The organism is Pandoraea vervacti (genome assembly GCF_000934605.2).
Classification (GTDB): domain Bacteria; phylum Pseudomonadota; class Gammaproteobacteria; order Burkholderiales; family Burkholderiaceae; genus Pandoraea; species Pandoraea vervacti.
The window spans coordinates 1,845,715-1,864,888 of the sequence record NZ_CP010897.2; the positions used below are offsets into that span (position 1 = coordinate 1,845,715).

Annotated in this window: 16 protein-coding genes and 1 pseudogene; 9 read left to right on the forward strand and 8 right to left on the reverse strand. The window is 64.1% G+C overall.

The annotated features are described in order from the left end of the window. Nucleotides 1-126: 126 nt before the first annotated feature. From UC34_RS08315 to UC34_RS08335, 5 genes and pseudogenes are all read right to left on the reverse strand, one after another. The gene (locus UC34_RS08315; RefSeq protein ID WP_044455170.1) at nt 127-1,077 is read right to left on the reverse strand and encodes a dihydroorotate dehydrogenase; all 951 of its coding nucleotides are present in this window, start codon (nt 1,075-1,077) and stop codon (nt 127-129) included. After that, nucleotides 1,070-2,020, reverse strand: coding sequence for a dihydroorotate dehydrogenase electron transfer subunit (locus tag UC34_RS08320; RefSeq protein ID WP_084070449.1), 951 nt, complete (start codon nt 2,018-2,020; stop codon nt 1,070-1,072). Before UC34_RS08320 ends, UC34_RS08315 begins: the two co-directional genes overlap by 8 nt. A gap of 138 nt (nt 2,021-2,158) precedes the next feature. Next, a complete protein-coding gene (locus UC34_RS08325; protein ID WP_418303936.1) occupies nt 2,159-3,307 on the reverse strand; it encodes an MFS transporter in 1,149 nt (382 codons plus the stop codon). A gap of 223 nt (nt 3,308-3,530) precedes the next feature. After that, nucleotides 3,531-3,857, reverse strand: coding sequence for a hypothetical protein (locus tag UC34_RS08330; RefSeq protein ID WP_237165278.1), 327 nt, complete (start codon nt 3,855-3,857; stop codon nt 3,531-3,533). A 225-nt stretch (nt 3,858-4,082) separates the two neighbouring features. After that, nucleotides 4,083-5,138 (reverse strand): annotated as a pseudogene (locus tag UC34_RS08335) (porin). A gap of 520 nt (nt 5,139-5,658) precedes the next feature. Between UC34_RS08335 and UC34_RS08340 the strand changes: the two are divergent. The 6 genes from UC34_RS08340 to UC34_RS08365 all read left to right on the forward strand — a co-directional run bounded on the left by UC34_RS08340 (nt 5,659) and on the right by UC34_RS08365 (nt 13,153). After that, complete coding sequence (locus UC34_RS08340; RefSeq protein ID WP_044455173.1) at nt 5,659-6,573, forward strand: helix-turn-helix domain-containing protein; 915 nt, start codon at nt 5,659-5,661, stop codon at nt 6,571-6,573. 289 nt (nt 6,574-6,862) lie between these two features. Further along, nucleotides 6,863-8,488, forward strand: coding sequence for a hypothetical protein (locus UC34_RS08345; RefSeq protein ID WP_157123088.1), 1,626 nt, complete (start codon nt 6,863-6,865; stop codon nt 8,486-8,488). Nucleotides 8,489-8,863: 375 nt separating this feature from the next. Further along, nucleotides 8,864-9,586: a gluconate 2-dehydrogenase subunit 3 family protein gene (locus UC34_RS08350; protein ID WP_044455175.1), complete on the forward strand. Its 723-nt coding sequence runs from the start codon at nt 8,864-8,866 to the stop codon at nt 9,584-9,586. Nucleotides 9,587-9,589: 3 nt separating this feature from the next. Then, nucleotides 9,590-11,365 (forward strand): GMC family oxidoreductase, encoded by a 1,776-nt coding sequence (locus UC34_RS08355; RefSeq protein WP_044455176.1) that lies wholly within the window; start codon nt 9,590-9,592, stop codon nt 11,363-11,365. An 11-nt stretch (nt 11,366-11,376) separates the two neighbouring features. Then, entirely contained in the window at nt 11,377-12,795 is a 1,419-nt protein-coding gene (locus tag UC34_RS08360) for a c-type cytochrome (RefSeq protein WP_237165279.1), read from the forward strand. Nucleotides 12,796-12,937: 142 nt separating this feature from the next. Then, complete coding sequence (locus tag UC34_RS08365; RefSeq protein WP_157123090.1) at nt 12,938-13,153, forward strand: hypothetical protein; 216 nt, start codon at nt 12,938-12,940, stop codon at nt 13,151-13,153. 24 nt (nt 13,154-13,177) lie between these two features. Here the strand turns inward: UC34_RS08365 and UC34_RS08370 are convergent, their stop codons facing one another. Beyond that, nucleotides 13,178-14,476, reverse strand: coding sequence for an MFS transporter (locus tag UC34_RS08370; protein WP_044455178.1), 1,299 nt, complete (start codon nt 14,474-14,476; stop codon nt 13,178-13,180). 79 nt (nt 14,477-14,555) lie between these two features. Then, nucleotides 14,556-15,455 carry a LysR substrate-binding domain-containing protein gene (locus UC34_RS08375; protein WP_044455179.1) on the reverse strand — a complete coding sequence of 300 codons (900 nt, stop codon included), beginning with the start codon at nt 15,453-15,455 and terminating at the stop codon, nt 14,556-14,558. Nucleotides 15,456-15,724: 269 nt separating this feature from the next. On the opposite strand from UC34_RS08375, the gene UC34_RS08380 reads away from it, so the two are divergent. Together UC34_RS08380 and UC34_RS08385 are read left to right on the forward strand one after the other, a co-directional pair. Further along, complete coding sequence (locus UC34_RS08380) at nt 15,725-16,390, forward strand: LysE family translocator (RefSeq protein WP_237165280.1); 666 nt, start codon at nt 15,725-15,727, stop codon at nt 16,388-16,390. 162 nt (nt 16,391-16,552) lie between these two features. Further along, nucleotides 16,553-17,650, forward strand: coding sequence for a linear amide C-N hydrolase (locus tag UC34_RS08385; protein ID WP_044455180.1), 1,098 nt, complete (start codon nt 16,553-16,555; stop codon nt 17,648-17,650). Between the two features lie 153 nt (nt 17,651-17,803). Here the strand turns inward: UC34_RS08385 and UC34_RS08390 are convergent, their stop codons facing one another. Further along, nucleotides 17,804-18,454, reverse strand: a complete 651-nt coding sequence (locus UC34_RS08390) for an HAD family hydrolase (protein WP_084070451.1) — start codon at nt 18,452-18,454, stop codon at nt 17,804-17,806. Between the two features lie 143 nt (nt 18,455-18,597). Between UC34_RS08390 and UC34_RS08395 the strand changes: the two genes are divergently transcribed. Then, complete coding sequence (locus UC34_RS08395) at nt 18,598-18,999, forward strand: YkvA family protein (RefSeq protein ID WP_237165281.1); 402 nt, start codon at nt 18,598-18,600, stop codon at nt 18,997-18,999. Nucleotides 19,000-19,174: the final 175 nt, after the last annotated feature.

Below are 19,174 nucleotides of genomic sequence, written 5' to 3' on the forward strand. Positions count from 1 at the left end.
TGCTTCTTTTCGCGTGAGACGATGCGAGGGTTATCGGGTGGTACAGGTGATACAAGTGATGCAGGTGATGCCGGCGGTACGTTTTCAGACGTTTTGCGTGTGTGGCCGAACGTCTGAGCGAACGTCTCAGCCCGACTGTTGCGCGAAGCGCAGCCAGCGGTCGGTCAGTTGCGCGTCGATGGCGACGGCGCCCGTGAGCGTCGAGATCTTGTCGATACCGTGCGTGTCGCAGTACGCCGTGAGCCCGTCGACGATGTGTCCCATCACGGCGGGATCGCGAAACGATGCGGTGCCGACCTGCACGGCGCTCGCGCCCGCGAGCATGAACTCGGCCGCGTCATGCGCCGTCTCGATGCCGCCGCAGCCGACGATCGGAATGCGCACTGCCCGGTGGCATTGATGCACGAGACGCAACGCCAGCGGTTTGATCGCCGGGCCCGAGAGGCCGCCCATCACATTGCCGAGCTTCGGTTTGCGGGTGTGCACGTCGATGGCCATGCCAAGCACGGTGTTGCCCATGACAATGGCGTCGGCACCGGCGTCTTCCGCCGCGCGGGCGATGAGCGCGATCTGTCCGGCGTTGGGCGTGAGCTTGACCCACAACGGGTGCGATGTTCGCCGGCGAATCGCGCTCACGGCCTTGTACGTGCTTTCGGGCCGCATGGCGAAGGCCATACCGTCAGCTTCGAGGTTCGGGCATGAGATGTTGGCTTCGATGGCCGCTACCTCAGGCAGCGAGAGTGTCTCGCAGGCCTCAGCGAACGACTCGGCCGTATCCGCCGAGACGGACACCACAACAGGCGTGTCGAAGCGCGTGTAAGCGGGCAGCACATCGCGGCGATAGGCGTCGAGCCCCTTGCTGGGAATGCCGATGGAATTGAGCATGCCGCTGGCCGTCTCGGCTACGCGAGGCGTCGGATTGCCCGCGCGCGCGTTGGGCGACACGCTTTTGATGACGAGTGCCCCGAGCCGGTTGAGGTCGAGCGCTTCGGCGTATTCGACGGCGAAGCAACCCGACGCGGGCATCACGGGATTGCGCAGCGTCAGCGCGCCAATGCGAACGGAAAGATCAGCCAAAGTCCACCTCGCCTACAACGTTACGAATCGGGAACACGGGGCCTTCGCGGCACACGCGAAGGAATTGCTTGTCGCCGTCGCTATCGAACAGGCGAACGCACGACAGGCACACGCCCATGCCGCACGCCATGCGCTGTTCCATGGCGACTTCACCGACGATGTCCGGATACGCATCGAGCGCTCGCTGGAGCAGCATCAGCAGGCGATGCGAGCCGCACGTGTAGACGGCGTCGTGCGGCGTGGCGGCGAGCAGGGCCTGCACGCGCGGCGCCAACACTTCCACGGCGGACGAGCCATCGCTGTCGAACACGCAATGCACGTCGGCCAGCGCGCGGGCTTGCGGCGAGCGCAGGAATTCGTCGTGCATCAGGTCGGCTTCGCTGCGTGCGGACATCACTACCGTCAGTTGCAGACCGGCGGCGGCCGCACGTTGCACGAGCGGCGCCATCGTCGCCAGCCCCACGCCGCGCGCGACGAACATCACGCGTTTCCAGGCAGTGTCGAGCGTGAACGTGTTGCCAAGGGGGCCGACGATATCGAGCGATGCGCCCTCGGCGAGCGTGGCCAGCGCGCGGGTGCCGACGCCCGTCACGTTGTAAAGGAACTCGATGGTGTCCGGCGCCGGGCCGGCGCCGTAGACGCTCATTGGGCGCAGCAGGAACGGGGCATCGCTGGCAGTGACCGGACACTTCAACTGATAGAACTGTCCGGGGTGCGTGCTCAGAGCGATGGGGGCGTCGGCCTGCAAACGCAGATAGCGATACCGTGCGTTCACCGCGTAATGGCTCAGGACCCGGCAGCGATGGGTCGCGACGCTCGGGCCTGCCGCCGTACCGCATACGGCTTCGGCGCAAGCGCGCGATGCAGGCGTGCGGCATGCCGGCGAGCGTACCGGCGTCGCCGGATGGGGGGCGTTGCCGGAGGTCAGGGAGACGACTGACATGGGGACTCCGAATAGTGGGGCGCGGACGATGGGCGCGGGAAAACGATCAGACGAAGCGATGGAGTGACGGAGTGACGGAGTGACGAAGGAATGACGGTGCCGGTGGCGCGTACGACGTCTCGCGGCACCGGCGCCGCGTCATTCGAGTTCTGCGCCTTTGAGTTCGGGGATAAGAAAGCGCGTGGCGATCATGTCGAGCACATACAGGCTGGCAAGCAGCGCGATGGCGATCTGGAACGAGTAGCGTGTGGCGAGCGCGCCGACGACGAGCGGGCCGAGACCGCCGATGGCGCGTCCGATGTTCCACAACACGTTCTGCGCGGTGGCTCGCGCGGCCGTCGGATAAGCCTCGGACATGAGCGTGCCATAGCCGCCGACCATGCCGTTCACAAACATCCCCATGAACGCGCCCGCGAAGAGCATCACCGTCGGATCGGTCAATTGCGAGTAGACGATCACCATGACGACGGCGCCCGCCTGATACAACAAAAACGTGGGACGACGGCCGATGCGGTCCGCCAGTTGGCCGAAGGCCCAGACGCCGAACATCATGCCGATCACCGTGGCGGCGGTCCAAAGACCCGATTTCGTCAGCGAGAAGCCAAGCTTCTGCGAGAGAAAGGTCGGCAGCCAGATCATGATCCCGTAATAGCCGAAGTTCTGCACCGAGCACAGGATTACGATGCCCAGGCTCACGCGCGTGGTGCGGACGTCTTTCACGAGCAGACGAAACGCGTTTGCGCTGCCGTGGCGCGATGCCTTGTCCGTGCGGCGCACGAAGACTTCCGGCTCATGCAGCTTGTTGCGCAGCACCCAGGCGACGAGCGCGGGCAACACGCCCACGACGAACATGCCGCGCCAGCCGATGTACAAGAGCAGCAACGGCGTGAGCAGGGCGGCGGCGAGCACGCCGGTCTGCCAGCCGAGCGCCACGTACGACGAGACGCGCGCCCGTTTGGAGGCTGGCCAGGCTTCGGCGGCGAGCGCCATGCCGATGCCGAACTCGCCGCCAAGGCCGATGCCCGCAATCGTGCGGTAGACGAGCAGGTCCCAGAAGCCTTGCGCCAGCGCGCACAGGCCGGTGAAAACGGCGAACAGCAGGATCGTCCACGTCAGCATGCGCACGCGACCGTAGCGATCCGAGAGCGCACCGAAGAGGATGCCGCCGGCGACCGCACCGATCAGCGTCCACGTCACCAGTGCCCCTGCTTGTCCTGCGCTCAGATGCAGACCGATCGTGATCGCGGGCAGCATGAAACCGAGAATCAGCAGATCGAAGCCGTCCATCGCATAACCGATGGCCGATCCCGCGAGCGCTTTCCATGCATACGGTGTGACGATGTCGTCGCCTGGCTTGGCCGAGCCGCCGGCGCGATGCGCACGCGTTGTGTTCAGGTTGGCTTCCATGATCGATTCCCGTGGGAGGCAAGTGGCTTCGTCATGTTCACGAAGGCGGATTTGCCAGAGTTGTCTATATTTTTAGACGATCAGGTGAAAAAAACGCGTGACGTCACGCGTAGACCTCGGTCGTCGACTGTGTGGCGAAATGATTGAGTGCGGCGAGAAAACGGGTGTCGGATTCGGCGGCGGCGTCGCGCAGCCGTGTCGCGTACGTTCGAATGTGCGCGAGAAAGGCGTGAAATGTGTCGCCGCTGGTTGCCACGCCCGTTTGGCGCTCTGCGAACGTCTGCGCGGCCTGTGCGAGCAGGAGCAGCGCGGCGGATTCGCGCGTGGCGGTGCCCGAGGCGTTCAGGCAGCGTGCGGCAAAATCCTCGATGTCGGACAGACCGACGGTGTCGCGCTGTAACCAGGCGCATGCGAGTTGCAGATCCATCATGAACTCCATCTGTCTAAATATTTAGACTAAACGAACCCGGCAGGGCAGGCAAGGCGAAAATCATCGGGGCTAACCCTGATGCCGGGAGGTCGCGGCCACAGGATTTGCGCATGCCATCGTGCATGACCGCGCATGACTGCGCGGGGCGTGCGCGGGCGCTGTGCGAGACGCCGGCGGGCGAAAGTGCGTTGGGACACCCGCCGGGAAACATGGCGATTCGCCGCGTCAGAAGCGCACGCGCATGCCTGCGCCGTACGTCTGTCCCGTCGACATATCGCTCATGTGGTCGTACTTGTAAGCGACGTAGACGTCGGTGCGCTTCGAGAGCGGGTAGTCGTAGCCGAGCGCCCACGTCGTGCGGCGCTGGTTGTCGCCGGAGCCGCTCGAACCGGTGTAGGCCACCGATGCCAGCACACTGCCCGGACCGACCGGCACCGACGCGCCGAGCTGCCCGGTATTCGCGTGGAAATTGCCGCTCGTTGCCTGGCTGGCGACCAGCATGTACTGTGCGAAGACCTTCACCACGTTCAGGTCGTACGAGAGGCCGAGCTGCACGGTGTTCTGATTCGTGAGGCCGGTCACGCCGGGCAACTGCGAGCCGAAGTCACCCGGCGTTGCGCTGAAGTTCACATACTGATAGTTCACCGCGGCGGCGAACGGACCGTTGGCGTACGTGAGAGCGGCAGCCCACTTCTTCGCGCTGTGATCCGACGCGCTATTGCCCGTGGCGTACAGCAGCGTGCCGGCAAGACCGGCGTACGTGGGTGTCGTGTACGCGATGGCGTTGTTCCATGCCGAATCGCCCACCACGCCTTGCGTTCCCAGACCCTTGTAGGTGTGGAAGATCATCGGCGAGAAGGTGTACGAGTTGTTGAACGGGTTGAACTGGATCGTCGCGAGGTACATCGGCGTGGTGATCCGGCCGATGCGCAACGTGCCCAGACGCGTGTTGGACAGCCCCACGTAAGCGTTGCGCGAGAAGAAGCTGTCGCCCGCAAACCGCCCGTACGTCCCATTGTTCGGCTAGAAGTAGCTCTCCAGTACGAACAGCGCACTATTGCCGCCGCCCAGATCTTCCGTGCCCGACATGCCCCAGTACGAGGTCGTCATGCCACCGCCTTGCTGCACGACCGCGGCGTTGCCGCCGGGGTTCTTCATCGAGCCCACGTAGGCGTCTGCCAAACCGTAGAAGCTCACGCTCGATTGCGCATGCGCGGTGCTTGCAAGTGCGACAGCGCCCACTGCGGCGGCGCTCGCCACCTTGTGCCAGGTTTTCATCATTCCCTCTTTGTTTGTATAAATTTCTGGACGGCGCGCAGGCTATCACCCCCTGCGCCTCGGGTCATCCCCCTGTGAGCCGTCAGGCCGCCTGCGAGTCGCGGCATTCTCATGCGGTGGGTGACCGTGTCCGGCATCGTGCGTAAATCTAAAAAAATAGACAACCGGAAAAATATTCGGTGATCGGAAATGAGGGTGTCCGGCCGTGCGAGTTGGCGGGAGCGGCGACGCGCGCCAGGGGCGCACGGGGAGATGTCGTGGGCGGGAGCGCGGGAAGGGGTGCGAGCGCGCAATGGCGCAGGCGTGGGAGCGACAAGCCGATGTCCGTCAGGCGCGGTGGGCGACCGGTATAATCCCGGCACTGCAATGCGGGCGCCGCATGCGCTGGCAGGTCCTGAGCGGGGGCCGCAGGGATCGGCACAGCGGGGGCGCGGGTGCGTGGGTCCGGGCACGGGCCGCCCCTCGCATGACGCAGTATCCGACACGTATTCGAGTATTCGACAGGTATTCGGCAGGGGGCGATTTGAATCGAGCTGCAACGACATCCCGGGCGCCGCGTGGCGCGCGCTTCAATTTCCGAGCCATTGGCGAGCGCTTGCGCGCCTATCGACTGGCGGCGGAGTTACGCAGTGAGGATGTCGCGGAGCAACTCGATATCTCGCGCGCGGCTATCTACAAGCTGGAGCGCGGCGAGATCGTCAAGATCGATACGCTGGAGCGGCTCGCAGCGCTGTTGGGCGTGTCGCTGGCCAATCTGCTCGGCGTGGAGGTCGAGTACCACGACTCGGCAGTGAGCTACTTCGAGCGCATGCGCCAGTTGGAAAGTCGTTCCGAGCGCATCGTGGCGCATTTCGATCCCATCTCGTTCCTGTTGACCTCCGACGATTACGACATCTGGTTGCGTCATATGCTCGACGAGAGCATTCCGCCGACGCTGGCCGACCGGCATTGGGAAAACACGATCAATCGCGTGCTGGGGATCTTGCAGGAGCGCAAGTCCAGTTTCACGCGTCAGCGGCTCGCGGTCACGAGCCTGATCGGGCTGCGTCAGATCGAGCAATTCCTGCATCACGGGCTCGTCGGTCGGCTGGGGCTGCCCCCAGGCGTGCAGTTGGAGCGCAAGATGGCTGCGCGCCGCGAAGTTGCGCGCATCGTCGAATTTCTGGAAGCCGATACCGCCGGGGTGCAGATCGGCATCGTCAGCGACAACATGCCCAACGAGACGTTTCAGATTTTCGAAGCCCAGGGCGAGGCCTACGTCGCGGTATCGCCGTTCCGTCTGGGCGAGTTGCCGAATCTGCGCACGGGCATCGCGACCATCACCACGTCGCCGGACGGCGTGGGCATGTATCGCGCCATGATCGACCGCCTGTGGGCCGACTCCGCGAAGGGCAAGGAAGGGGCGGCATTGCTCGGCCAGTTGCTCGCGCGCTTCTGAACGTCGCCGGAGCGCTTGCCGCTTCGGCGCATGCACCGCACACGCACCGCACATGAACCGCGCATGCACTGCACATGAACCGCACATGAACCGCGCATGTGCCGATTCGGGCGCTTCGCGGCAAGGCGCCGCGCGCCGCGCATCTCAGCCGCCGTGCATCATCCGCGTACTGGAATGTCCTTAACCGGTGCCGCAAAGCGAAGCCATTCCCCACAATCCAAATCCATTTGCGGCAATCCTGCCTAATCTCCGTGCCCGAAGGCCGTCCGGCCTTGCTAACAGGAGATGAATGATGGGAACACTGTTCGGGGGCATCGGGGGCGCGTCGTCGGCGCCTGTGCTCATTCGCGGTACGCGCTCGCCGTGCGATTGCGCACAGAGTTTCGGCTCTGATTTTGCGCGACTCGGCGCGCTGCCGGCGGGGTCCGTGGGGGCGTGCGGCAAGCCTTGGCAGACTTATCCGTCGCGTCGGCAAAGTGCTGAGGACGCCAAAGGACTTTCGTTCGGCCAATGGCAGGCGCAGCGCGCACGCGATCAGTGCGCCGCCGACGACCTGAGGGACACGCCGTTGATTCCGGGGCAGATCGCGCAGCGCGTGGATGCCTGGCATGCCTCGTTTCAGGACGCCGTCGTGCATGATGTGGTGTTCGAGGACCGCCGCACCGAAGCCATGCGGCAGGCGCGTTACGGAGTGCCACCGGCCGAAACTCCCTATGTGCGCACGTTCGGCAACGAGGCGGTGCTCGATCAGCTCGAGGCCATTGCGCATGTCAACGACGAAATCGAACGCGTGCAGGCGGCTGTGAGCAAACTGGCGAAGGGTCCCGCAAGGGCGATGGGGCAGCGCAATCTTGACGATCTCACGTCGATGCGCGACGCGATGCTGTCGCTCACGACCGGCCTGCACACGCGCAAGTTCCAGGAACTCAGAGTCGAACTCAACATGCTTATCGCGCTCAATGACATGGCGCGCGAAGCGCGCCAGGAACTGACGAACGGCGGGGCGGGCACGCCGCTTCGCCTCAAGGTTCGGGGCGGCAAGCTGGTGCTCAAGCCCGCCACGTCGAAGTCGCGCTTTCAAAAGAACCAGATTCGGGCACGCAACGATGCGGCGCGTCTGGCGCTGCTGCTGGGTGAGTCGGCCGGCACGCCGATTACACTGTCCGACATTCACGCCAAGGGATTGGGGCAGTACGAATATTCGACGGTACTGAGCAGTGCGCGCACGGCGATGTCGGGACAACACACGTCGTGGCTGGGGGCGCGGGCGCTCGACATCGATACGTGCAAGCGCGCCTCGCGCGCCCTGCAATCCGATCTCGAACAAACGCATGGCGGCAAGTTGCTCGGCGCACTTCCGGTGCACACGCATGACGATAGTCTGCTCGACGAAGTCGACGCGGGGGCGGACTCGTGCGACGACGTAGCCGCCGGGACGATGCCGACGCCGGACGTCGGGGCCGCCGCGCCTGCCGTCATTCTGGGAACGTTCGATGTGCAGGAGGACGGTACGCTCGTGCCCGAGCGCAAGACGCGCTCGTCCATCGCTTCGACACCCGCGAAAACCTCGAGGGCCGACGCAGCGGGCGGGGTGTCGGCAGCCCGCCCACGCAAGCGTGCGGCATCGCAGCGCCGACATCGTCTGGCCGACGAATTCATCGCCGCGCACTCGGGACGCGCGGGCCGTCTGAGCATCATTCTGGAGCGGCCGACGTTCGTGGAGCGGCAGCATGAGGCCGCCGCGCCGCAACGGGGGCCTGTGTCAGCCGACGCGTCGGACGCCACACGGGCGCAAACGTCGGAGGAGCGGTGGCTGCGACAAGGCGCTCGGCCTAAGACGCATCGCGTGTCGTCCTCCGATGACGAAGGCTCGCCACCGCCGCTGCCACGAACGCAGCCACCGCACAGCGGCTAAGCCGATCGCGTCATCGACCCGACGTATTGAGCCGCCACGGTATTCGTGGCGGCTTTTTTATTGGATACGCGCATCGATTCACGCAATTTTTCGAGCCGCCCCTGCACGCGTGAAAACGCCGCACATTTTGCTTGGCGAAACCCTGCGCGCACGCGTAATAGTAAATATTTTAATTATCTGCAAGCCTTTTCAATCAATTAGTTGCGTGATTCGCGCAACAATCTCTTTCTTTGCCATGTAGGGAACTTGTCAGTAGAATGGCCGCGTTGTTAATAGCGCTACGCGAGGTGAATAGCCTGTCAGGTTTTCTTCACGCATGGCGAGCCACCGCCTGACTGTCATGCGTGATTCGTCCCCCAAAAAACGGAGAACTCCATGTCACAGGACAAGGAACCGCGCCGGCGCTTTTTGCGCCAGGTGCTGGCGATCGTGCCTGCCACGACTCTCGCCACCGGTGCGACGCTGACGCAGTCCGCCTGTAGCAGCGAATCCGCTGCCCCCGCCGCCGCTTCCGGCAAATCTTACGAGCCCAAATACTTCACTGCCGACGAATGGCGTTTCGTGAACGCGGCCGTCGATCGACTGATTCCCGCAGACGACCTTGGCCCGGGCGCACTGCAAGCCGATGTGCCGCAGTTCATCGACCGGCAGATGGAAACGCCGTTCGGTCACGGCAAGCTCTGGTACATGCAGGGACCGTTCCACACCGATCAGCCGGCCGAGATGGGCTACCAGTTGAGCCTCGTGCCGCGCGACATCTATCGTCATGGCATTGCCGCATGCGACGCCCACTGCAAGAAGCAGTACAACAAGGTGTTCGCCGATCTCGATCACGCCACACAGGAAGCCGTGCTGAGCGACCTCGAGCACGCCAAGATCGAATTCGACGCGGTGCCCGCGCGCACGTTCTTCTCCTACCTGCTGGCCAACACGAAGGAAGGCTTCCTCTCGGACCCGATTCACGGCGGCAACAAGGACATGGTCGGCTGGAAGCTCGTGGGTTTCCCCGGCGCGCGTGCCGATTTCATGGATTGGGCCGACCAGCCCAACGTCAAATACCCGTATGGGCCCGTGTCGATTTCCGGAAAGCGGGGCTAAGTCATGGCAATCAAAAAAGACAAGGTCGATGCCGTTATCGTGGGCTTCGGCTGGACCGGGGCCATCCTCGGCCAGGAGTTGACGGATGCGGGGCTCAACGTCGTGGCGCTCGAGCGCGGCGCGATGCGTGATACGCCCACCGATGCGCAGTACCCCAAGGTCATCGACGAACTCGAGTACTCCGTGCGCGGCAAGCTGTTCCAGGAACTCGCGCGCGAGACGGTCACGATTCGCCACACGCCGGACGACCTCGCCGTGCCTTACCGTCAGAACGGCTCGTTCCTGCTCGGCAATGGTGTGGGCGGCGCAGGCTTTCACTGGAACGGCATGCACTACCGCATCCTTCCCGAAGAGCTGAAGCTGCGCAGCCATTACGAAGAGCGCTATGGCAAGAAGTTCATCCCCGAGGGCATGACGATTCAGGACTTCGGCGTGAGCTACGAAGAACTGGAACCGCACTTCGACTTTGCCGAGAAAGTCTTCGGCACCTCGGGCAAGGCGGGCAATCTGAACGGCAAGATCGTGCCCGGCGGCAACCCGCGCGAGGGCGCGCGTTCGAGCGAGTTCCCCACGCCGCCATTGCAAAACACCTACGGCGCGCAACTCTTCGAGAAGGCGGCGCGTGAAGTCGGCTTCAATCCGTATCCGGCGCCCGCAGCGAACACCTCGCAGCCCTATACGAATCCGTATGGCGTGCGGCTCGGCCCGTGCAACTTCTGCGGCTTTTGTGAAAACTACGGTTGCTACATGTATTCGAAGGCGTCGCCGCAGACGACCATCCTGCCGGTGTTGCTCAAGAAGCCGAATTTCGAGCTGCGTCCACATTCGTACGTCGTGAAGGTCAATCTCGACAGCGACGGCAAGAAGGCCACCGGCGTGACCTACATCGATGCCCAGGGCCGTGAAGTCGAGCAGCCCGCAGATCTCGTCATCATGGCGGCGTATCAGTTGCACAACGTGCGCTTGCTGTTGCTCTCCGGCATTGGCAAGCCGTACGACCCGAAGACCGGCGAGGGCGTGGTCGGCAAGAACTACGCGTACCAGATGAACGGCGCAATCAACGTTCTGCTGCCCAAGGGCACGCAACTCAATCCGTTCGTCGGCACCGGTGCTGGCGGCGTGTCGATGGACGACCTGAACGGCGACCAGTTCGATCACGGGCCGCTGGGCTTCGTTGGCGGCGCGAGCATTCGTCACATCCGTTACGGCGGACGTCCGATCAAGATGACACCCACGGTGCCCGGCACGCCGGCGTGGGGCAGCAAATGGAAGGCGGGAATCGCAGACGCCTATCAGCGTTACATGACCATCGGCATTTCCGGTTCGGTCATGGCGTATCGCGACGCCTGCCTCGATCTCGACCCGACCTACAAGGATGCCTACGGTGTGCCGCTGTTGCGCATGACATTCGACTGGCACGACAACGAATACAACATGCTCGGTTACATGGGCGACCGGATGGAGGAGGTCGGGCGGGCGATGAACCCCGAGAAGGTGTTCCGCGCCATTCGCAAGAAGGGCACGCATTACGACACGCGGATTTACCAGAGCACGCACACCACGGGCGGCGCCATCATGGGCACGAATCCGTCGAACAGCGTGGTCAACCGGTATCTGCAAAGCTGGGACGTGTCCAACGTGTTCGTGATGGGCGCGTCGGCGTTTCCGCAGAACATGGGTTACAACCCCACGGGCGTGGTGGCGGCGCTGGCGTACTGGTCCGCGAAGGCAATTCGCGAGCAGTACCTCAAGAACGCCGGCCCGCTGGTGCAAGCCTGAGGAGCGCAGCCATGATCCGCAAAACGACGATGAAACGCTCAGCCGGCATGCTCACGGCCGGCGTACTTGCGCTCGCGGCGGTGGCCGTCTGGGCGCAGAACGCCGCCGCCCCCTCGGGCGCTGCCGTCTCGCCGGTGCCGACGCCCGCGGTGCCGGCCTCGACGGTGGACGCCGCGCAACCGACCCCGCAGCCAACGCAAACGCCCGCCGCAAACGACCCCGGGGCGCAGCTCGTCAGGCAAGGGGAATATCTCGCACGTGCAGCCGACTGCGCGGCATGTCATACGGCGCCCAAGGGCAAGCCTTTCGCGGGCGGCTTGCCGATCGCCTCTCCCATCGGCACGATCTATTCGACGAACATCACGCCTGACAAGGACACCGGTATCGGCAGCTACAGTCTGGAAGACTTCGACAAGGCAGTGCGTCACGGGATTGCCAGGAACGGCGCCACGCTGTATCCCGCCATGCCGTATACGTCTTACGCCAAAGTGCGTCCGGCGGATGTGAAGGCGCTCTACGCGTACTTCATGAACGGTGTGCAGCCGGTGGCGCAGGCGAATAAGGCGACGGATATCCCGTGGCCGATGTCGATGCGCTGGCCGTTGTCGATCTGGCGCAAGATGTTCGCGCCGGCCGTTGTCGCCGATGCGGCGTCGACGGACAACGACCCGATCTCGCGAGGACGCTATCTCGTCGAGGGCCTGGGTCATTGCAGCGCATGCCACACGCCGCGCGGCTTCGCCCTGCAGGAAAAGGCGCTCACCGACGACAGCACGGCGTTCCTCTCGGGCGGCGTGGTCGACAACTTCCTCGCGAAGAATCTGCGCGGCGATCCCACCGACGGGCTGGGCAATTGGACGGAAGGCGATATCACCGCCTTCCTCAAGGGCGGGCGCAACGACCATTCCGCTGCATTCGGCGGCATGTCGGACGTGGTGCAGCACAGTACCCAGCACATGAACGACGACGACCTCGCCGCCATTGCGAAGTACCTGAAGACGCTCAGGCCGGTCGATCCGAACGCGAAGGCGCTCGCGTATGACGACACCGTCGCCAAGGCGTTGCGCGTGGGGTCCGACAAGAGCAACGGCGCGCTCACGTTCCTCGATAACTGTGCAGCATGTCATCGCAGTACGGGTAAGGGCTACACGCAAACGTTCCCGACGCTCGCGCTTAGCTCGACGGTGAATTCGGTCGATCCGACCTCGCTCATCCATATCGTGCTGCGGGGCGCGGAAATGCCGTCGACGAAGTCGGCGCCGACGCACTACGCCATGCCGGGCTTCGACGATCGTCTGACCGATCAGGATGTGGCTGACGTGCTGACGTTCGTGCGCTCGAGCTGGGGCAACAAGGCGCCGGCCGTGACGGCCTCGCAAGTGGCCAAGGTGCGCAAGGACGTCGGCGCGACGCCGCAGCCGCAGCGGTAACCGGCGCAGGTGTCGACGGGGCCGGAGCGGTGGGCGCTCGTCGGCATTTGCGTGGCATTTGTGATGGAATGAGGCCCCGCCAGTCTTGCAGGCTGGCGGGGCTTTTCGTTTTCGATGCGCTTTCGATGTCTGGGAGGACGGTGTGCCGTTCATTCTTTTGGCGCTCGTCGTTCTGGCGGGCATTGGGTACGGCGCCGTGCGGCTCTACGCCGCCGTAGCGTTGCGCTTCGGCACGCTGGCCGCGGTCGCGACGATCGGCGCGTGGTGCCGATGCCCGATCGCGCGGTGGCGCAACGCTGGACGAAGATATTTCGTCTGGCGGGGGCGCACAAGCTTTGAGGTCGCTTGGGTCGCTTGAGTCGCTCAGTTCACTTGCGTGCGCCTAGGCGCGGGCCGTCGCAGGCTCACGCAGCGAGGGTACGACGCTCGCGTCGTCGATGGGGAAGTGGAGTGCGGCCGCCACTGCGCCGAGGATGGCCGTCGCGGCCCAGATCAGGTTGTACGAGCCGGTCACATCGAGCACGAAACCGCCGAGCCACGCGCCGAGAAACGAGCCGATCTGATGGCTCATGAAGCACACGCCGAAGAGCGTGCCCAAATGCTGCGTCCCGAAGACTTTGGCCACGAGCCCGCTCGTGAGCGGAACGGTCCCGAGCCATGTGAGCCCCATCACGGCGGCGAAGATGACTACGCTGGCGTCCGACTTCGGCAAGACGAAGAAGAAGGCAATGGCGGCACCGCGAACGAGGTAGAGCCAGCCGAGCACATGGTGCTGCCGGTAATGTCCACCAAGCCAGCCGCATGCCCAACTGCCCACCATGTTGAACAAGCCGATCAGCGCGAGCGCCGTGGCGCCGAGTCCGACCGGCAAATGGCACATCAACAGATAGCCGGGCAGATGCGTGGCGATGAAGGCAAGTTGAAAGCCGCAGGTGAAAAAGCCCAGCGTCAGCAACCGATAACCCCGGTGGGCGCACGCTTGCCGCAGTACGTCGCGCAGTGAGGTGTGCGCTTGCGTGGCGTGCTCGTCGTGTTTTGCGGCAGCGACGGGCACCGAGGTCGGCACCGCATCCGTCGTCTTCCTGCGGCTGCGCATCGTCATGAACAGGCCAAGCGGTGCGGCGCAGCACAACACCAGGGCGAGCACGAAGAGCGACGTGGAAACGCCATACGTCTGACGCAGTCCTTGCGCGACCGGTACCAGCGCGACTTGTCCCAGCGAGCCACCGGCGCTCACGAGACCCATCGCCATGGTGCGCCGCTCCGGTGTCACGGCACGGCTCACCGCAGGCAGTACGACGCCAAACGTCGTGCAACTGATGCCCAGCCCGACCAGCACCCCCAACCCGATCACGAGCCAGACACCCGATGGCGCGAGCGCTGCCATCGCGAGTCCTGCGGCGAAGACGAGGGCGCCGAAGGCGACCACCGGCGCGGGACCATGGCGGTCGGCCATCGCGCCGGCAAACGGCTGCGCAAACCCCCACACGAGGTTATGCAGCGCGATGGCAAACGCCACCAGCGTGACAGGAACACCGCGATCGTACGAGAAAGGATTGATGAACAGGCCAAACGTCTGGCGAGTCCCCATCGCGGCGCTGAGCACCAGGGCGCCGGCAAGAATGATCAGGGTGACGCGGCCTTGTAGCGAGGGTGACGGGGAAATCGGGGTTTGCGACATGATGATGAGTCCTCCTCACCGAAGTCTCGCAACGAAATCCCCGTCTGGCAAAGGAGTTGTATGAGTTCGCAGGTGAATTTCATTCACCTTGGTGCGTGCCCGCCTGCTCGATCACCCAGTCCCGAAACGCCACGCACTCGGGGTGTGGCTCGATGTCCCGGGCGCTGATCAGCCAGTACGCGCCTTGCGATTGCGTGGTGACGTCGTGCGCACGCACGAGGGCGCCTCTGGCGAGGTATTCGTCCACGAGCGGGCGGCGGCCTATGACGACGCCGAGTCCCGCGATGGCGGCTTCGAACGCCATCTGAATGCTGTCAAAGCTCAGCCCGCCTCGGGTATCGAAGTCGTCGATACCGGCGCCTTCGGCCCAGACCTGCCAGTCTTCGCTGGCGCTGCTCACGTGGATGCGGGTCGTGCCCCGCAGGTCGAGGTTGCCGTCCCCGTCGGCGTGCATCGTCTGATAGGCCGGGCTGCATACGGGCACGAAGCGTTCGCCGAAGAGGCGGTGCCAGGTGTCGCTCGCCACCGGTGCGCGCGACAGGCGGATCGCGAAGTCGAAGCCGTCGATCGGAAAGCCGACCTGGCGGCGCGAGGTATCGACCGTGATGTCGACACCGGGCATGCGTCGGATGAACATGTCCAGGCGCGGCAGGAGCCAGCGTGAGGCGAGTGTGGGGGCGCAGGTGATGGCGATGGCGCGTGAGGCGTCGGGTGTGGGCAGGCGGCGAGTCCCGGTGAGCAGCAGCGAGAATGCCTCGGTCACGTAGGCGAGGTAGTCCACGCCCTCGGGGGTGAGCGCGAGCCCGTGCGGCGAGCGTGTAAAGAGTGCGACGCCCAGCGTCTGCTCCAGCCCGACGATGCCGTGGCTCACGGCGCTCGGCGTGAGGTGCAACTCGGCGGCGGCGCGTTTGAAACTCTGGTGACGTCCCGCAGCTTCGAACAGTCGCAGGGCGGACAGCGGTGGCAGACGGGGCGGCATCGGATGGGTGTCGGGCGTTCGGTGAGTGCGTGTCACGACGTGTCGGTGTCGCAGGACATCGGGGCACGCGCCTCGCGCGATCGCATCGATAGCGTCGTTCGGTTGTCGTCGATTCTCGCACGATGCTCCCGCTTGCGGGGATGACGCCACGGTCTGGCCGCCCCCATGGGCGACGAGCGAGCGCTTAACTGTCATGGTCGCAAGCCGGTACAGGCCCGTACGGATTCGGCGAACTGTACCGGGTGTCGCGGGTCCGGCGTGCCTATGCTGTGGCTCCGCGTCATTTTCAGGGTTTGCCGGTGGCAGCGCTGACGCGGCGTGACAATCTGACGATCATGACGACCGAACAATTGCTGGCCTTCTGTGCTTTCGCAGTCATCACATTGGTGACGCCGGGCCCGAACAACATGATGATCCTGACCTCCGGGCTGAACTACGGCTTCATGCGCACGCTGCCGCATCTGGCCGGCATTGCCTTTGGGTTTGCGCTGATGGTGTTTCTGACGGGGGCGGGGCTGCATACGGTGTTCGTCCGTTTCCCTGTGATCCATACCGTCCTGAAGTACGTGGGGGCGGCGTATCTGCTGTGGCTGGCGTGGCACCTGGCGCGCTCCGGCCCGATGGACGGTGAGCGCCGTAGGCGTGAGCGCCCGATGGGATTTATCGGTGCCGCGGCATTTCAGTGGGTCAACCCGAAAGCGTGGGTGATGGCGGTGGGCGCGATCAGCACCTATTTGCCCAACGCGTCCCATTTGCCGGACGTTGCGTTGCTCGCCGTCATTTATGGCGCGCTCGGCGCGCCGTGCATCGGCTTGTGGGCTGGCTTCGGTGTGGCCATGCGTCGCGTGCTGACCGATGCGCGCTCGGTGCGCATCTTCAATGGCGTCGCGGCGGCGCTGCTCGTGGCATCGCTTTACCCGATTCTCGTGGAGTGAATGGCGGGCGTGATGCGAGGCTGTCCGGGGAAGCGGGCGCAGCGCAAAAGCGACGCATCCGGGAAATGCCGGGAAGGTGATTTCCATCGTTATACTGACGTTTCTTGCGTATTCCTTGCTGCCATCCCAGCGCTTCCTTCCCTTCCTCCGTGAGGTATCGCCATGGCTTCGAAGCTCGTCAGAGCGCTCGCATCGCTTCCCAAAGTCTCCTGTCTTGTCGCTGCTGCAACGCTCGCTATCTCCCCGCTGTCGTCGCTTGCCTGCACGCGGGTGGTCTATCTCGGCGCCAACGATGACGTCATCACCGCGCGCTCGATGGACTGGAAGCTCGACGTCGCGACGAATCTCTACGTATTGCCGCGAGGCATCGCACGTACCGGCGAAGCCGGGCCGAACTCCATTCGCTGGACGGCGAAGTACGGCAGTGTCGTGGCGACCGGCTATGACGTGTCGACAACGGACGGCGTCAACGAGAAGGGGCTGTCTGCGCAACTGCTTTGGCTTGTGGAGTCGCAGTATCCGAAGTTCGACAAGGACGCGAAACCCGGGCTGACGATTGCCGCGTGGGCGCAATACGTGCTCGACAACTTTGCGACGGTGAGCGAGGCAGTCGCCGCGCTGGAGAAGGTGCCGTTCACGATCGTAACGGACAATGTGCCGGGCGAGGACCGTCTCACGACGTTGCACCTGTCGATGTCGGACAAGTCGGGGGACAGCGCCATCGTCGAGTACATCAATGGCCGCCAGGTGATTCATCACGGCAGGCAATATCAGGTGATGACGAATTCGCCGACGTTCGACGAACAACTCGCGCTCAATGCGTACTGGAAACAGATCGGTGGCACGACGTTCCTGCCAGGGACGAACCGTGCGTCGGATCGTTTTGCGCGTGCTTCGTTCTACGTCAATGCCATTCCCAAGAGCGAGGATCCGGTGCAGGCGCTCGCGAGTGTGTTCAGCGTGATTCGCAATGCGTCGGTGCCCTACGGGATTACGACGCCGGATCAGCCGAACATCTCGTCGACCCGCTGGCGTACGGTGGTCGACCACAAGCGAATGTTGTACTTCTTCGAGTCGGCGCTCACGCCCAACACATTCTGGGTGGATCTGAAGAAAATCGATTTTTCCGCGGGTGCACCGGTCAAGCGGCTAGACCTCGGCAAGGATCAGCGCAATACGTTCAACGGTGAAGTGTCTGCCGAGTTCAAGGTCGCGCCGCCGTTTCCGTTTCTCGGGCTGAATACGAAAAGGGCGGGGTGAGGGGCTGAGTTCGCCGGCGGTGCGCCCGCCCCGTTGCTTGCGTCGCATCGGTCGCCCTGCCGGCTTCGCCTGTGCTGCGCTCGCGCGGCCCGGTACAGGTAGCTCAGGCGAGGGCGGCGGCCCGCCGCGAGGTGTGAGCGTTGACCAGCGGCGTCACGCGGCGTCAGGCAGTGCGATGCCCAGCGCCTTTAACTGCTTTCGCAGCTCAGCGGGACTTCTGAAGTGAATGGCGGCCAGTCCTTCGCGACGGGCCGCGTCGACGTTACGAAGGCTATCGTCGATGAACGCGGTGGATTCCGGGCGCAGGTGGTAACGCGCGATGAGGCACCGGAAAATGGCGGGATCGGGCTTGATCATGCGCTCCCGTCCCGAGACGACGATGCCTTCGAACCATCCGAGGAAAGGGAATCGTGCTTGCGCGATGGGGAAGGTCTCCGCGGACCAGTTTGTTAGCGCCAGCAGCCGGAAGTGGCGCTCGCGCAGTTGCGCCAGAATGTCGACGGTGCCCGAAATGTCTCCTGGAATCATCTCCGTCCAACGCTCGAAGTAGGCCCGGATGTTGGCCTCGTGATCGGGATGCCGAGCGATGGCTTCGTCAATCGCCGCTTTCCACGGGCGTCCGCGGTCTTGCTGCTCGTTCCACTCCGTGTGGCAGACTTCCGCAAGAAAGCGCTCCATCGCGGCCTCGTCCCCGCCGAAACACTTCCGATACAGATTTCGCGGGTCCCATTCGATCAGTACGTTGCCAAGATCGAAGACGACTGTGTCGATTTCCCGAGACATGGGGGAGGAGGACTGACGCATGCTTCGTTTCGCGTGAATTGAGATGATTTGTCAGACTACGTGGTCTGCGGGAGCGAGGCAAGGGTATGGCGGCTCGACGGTTCGAGCCAATAAGGGACCTCCGGTAATTCAATGGGTGCCGGTTTCGCGCGGGGCGGGTCGACATGGAAAGTCGCATTCAGAGGATGCTCGGGAAGTTGAAGACATGGACGCGAACGATCAGACGCGACGCCCACGTGCTGTATCTGGCGGCCCGGGACGCCCGGGTGCCTTGGTACGCGAAGGCCCTGGCGCTGTTCGTGGCGGGATATGCGCTCTCGCCCATCGATCTGATTCCCGATTTCATTCCTGTCATCGGACTGCTCGATGACGCGATACTGGTTCCGCTCGGCATCGTCATCGTCCTGAAACTGATCCCGCCGGACGTGCTCGCCGAGCTTCGCGCCACGGCCGCTGCGACGCAAAGACCCGTGAGTCGCGTGGCGGCGGTGGTCATTGCGATGGCGTGGGGCGTAGCCATTGTGGCTGGCGTTTGGTTCGTGTACCGGCGGTTCGCGTCGCAATGACGGTGGATGGTGGATGCGGGGATGCGGGGATGAGCAAGCGTGCCGTTCTCAGGTAACGCCGAGCGGCGTTTCTATGGCATCCGCGAGCGGCAAGTCGAGGCCCGGACGGTGGGCCCGGAAATGAAAAACGGGCCCGAAGGCCCGTATTTTCAAGCGATTTGACCGTCTTTCGTTG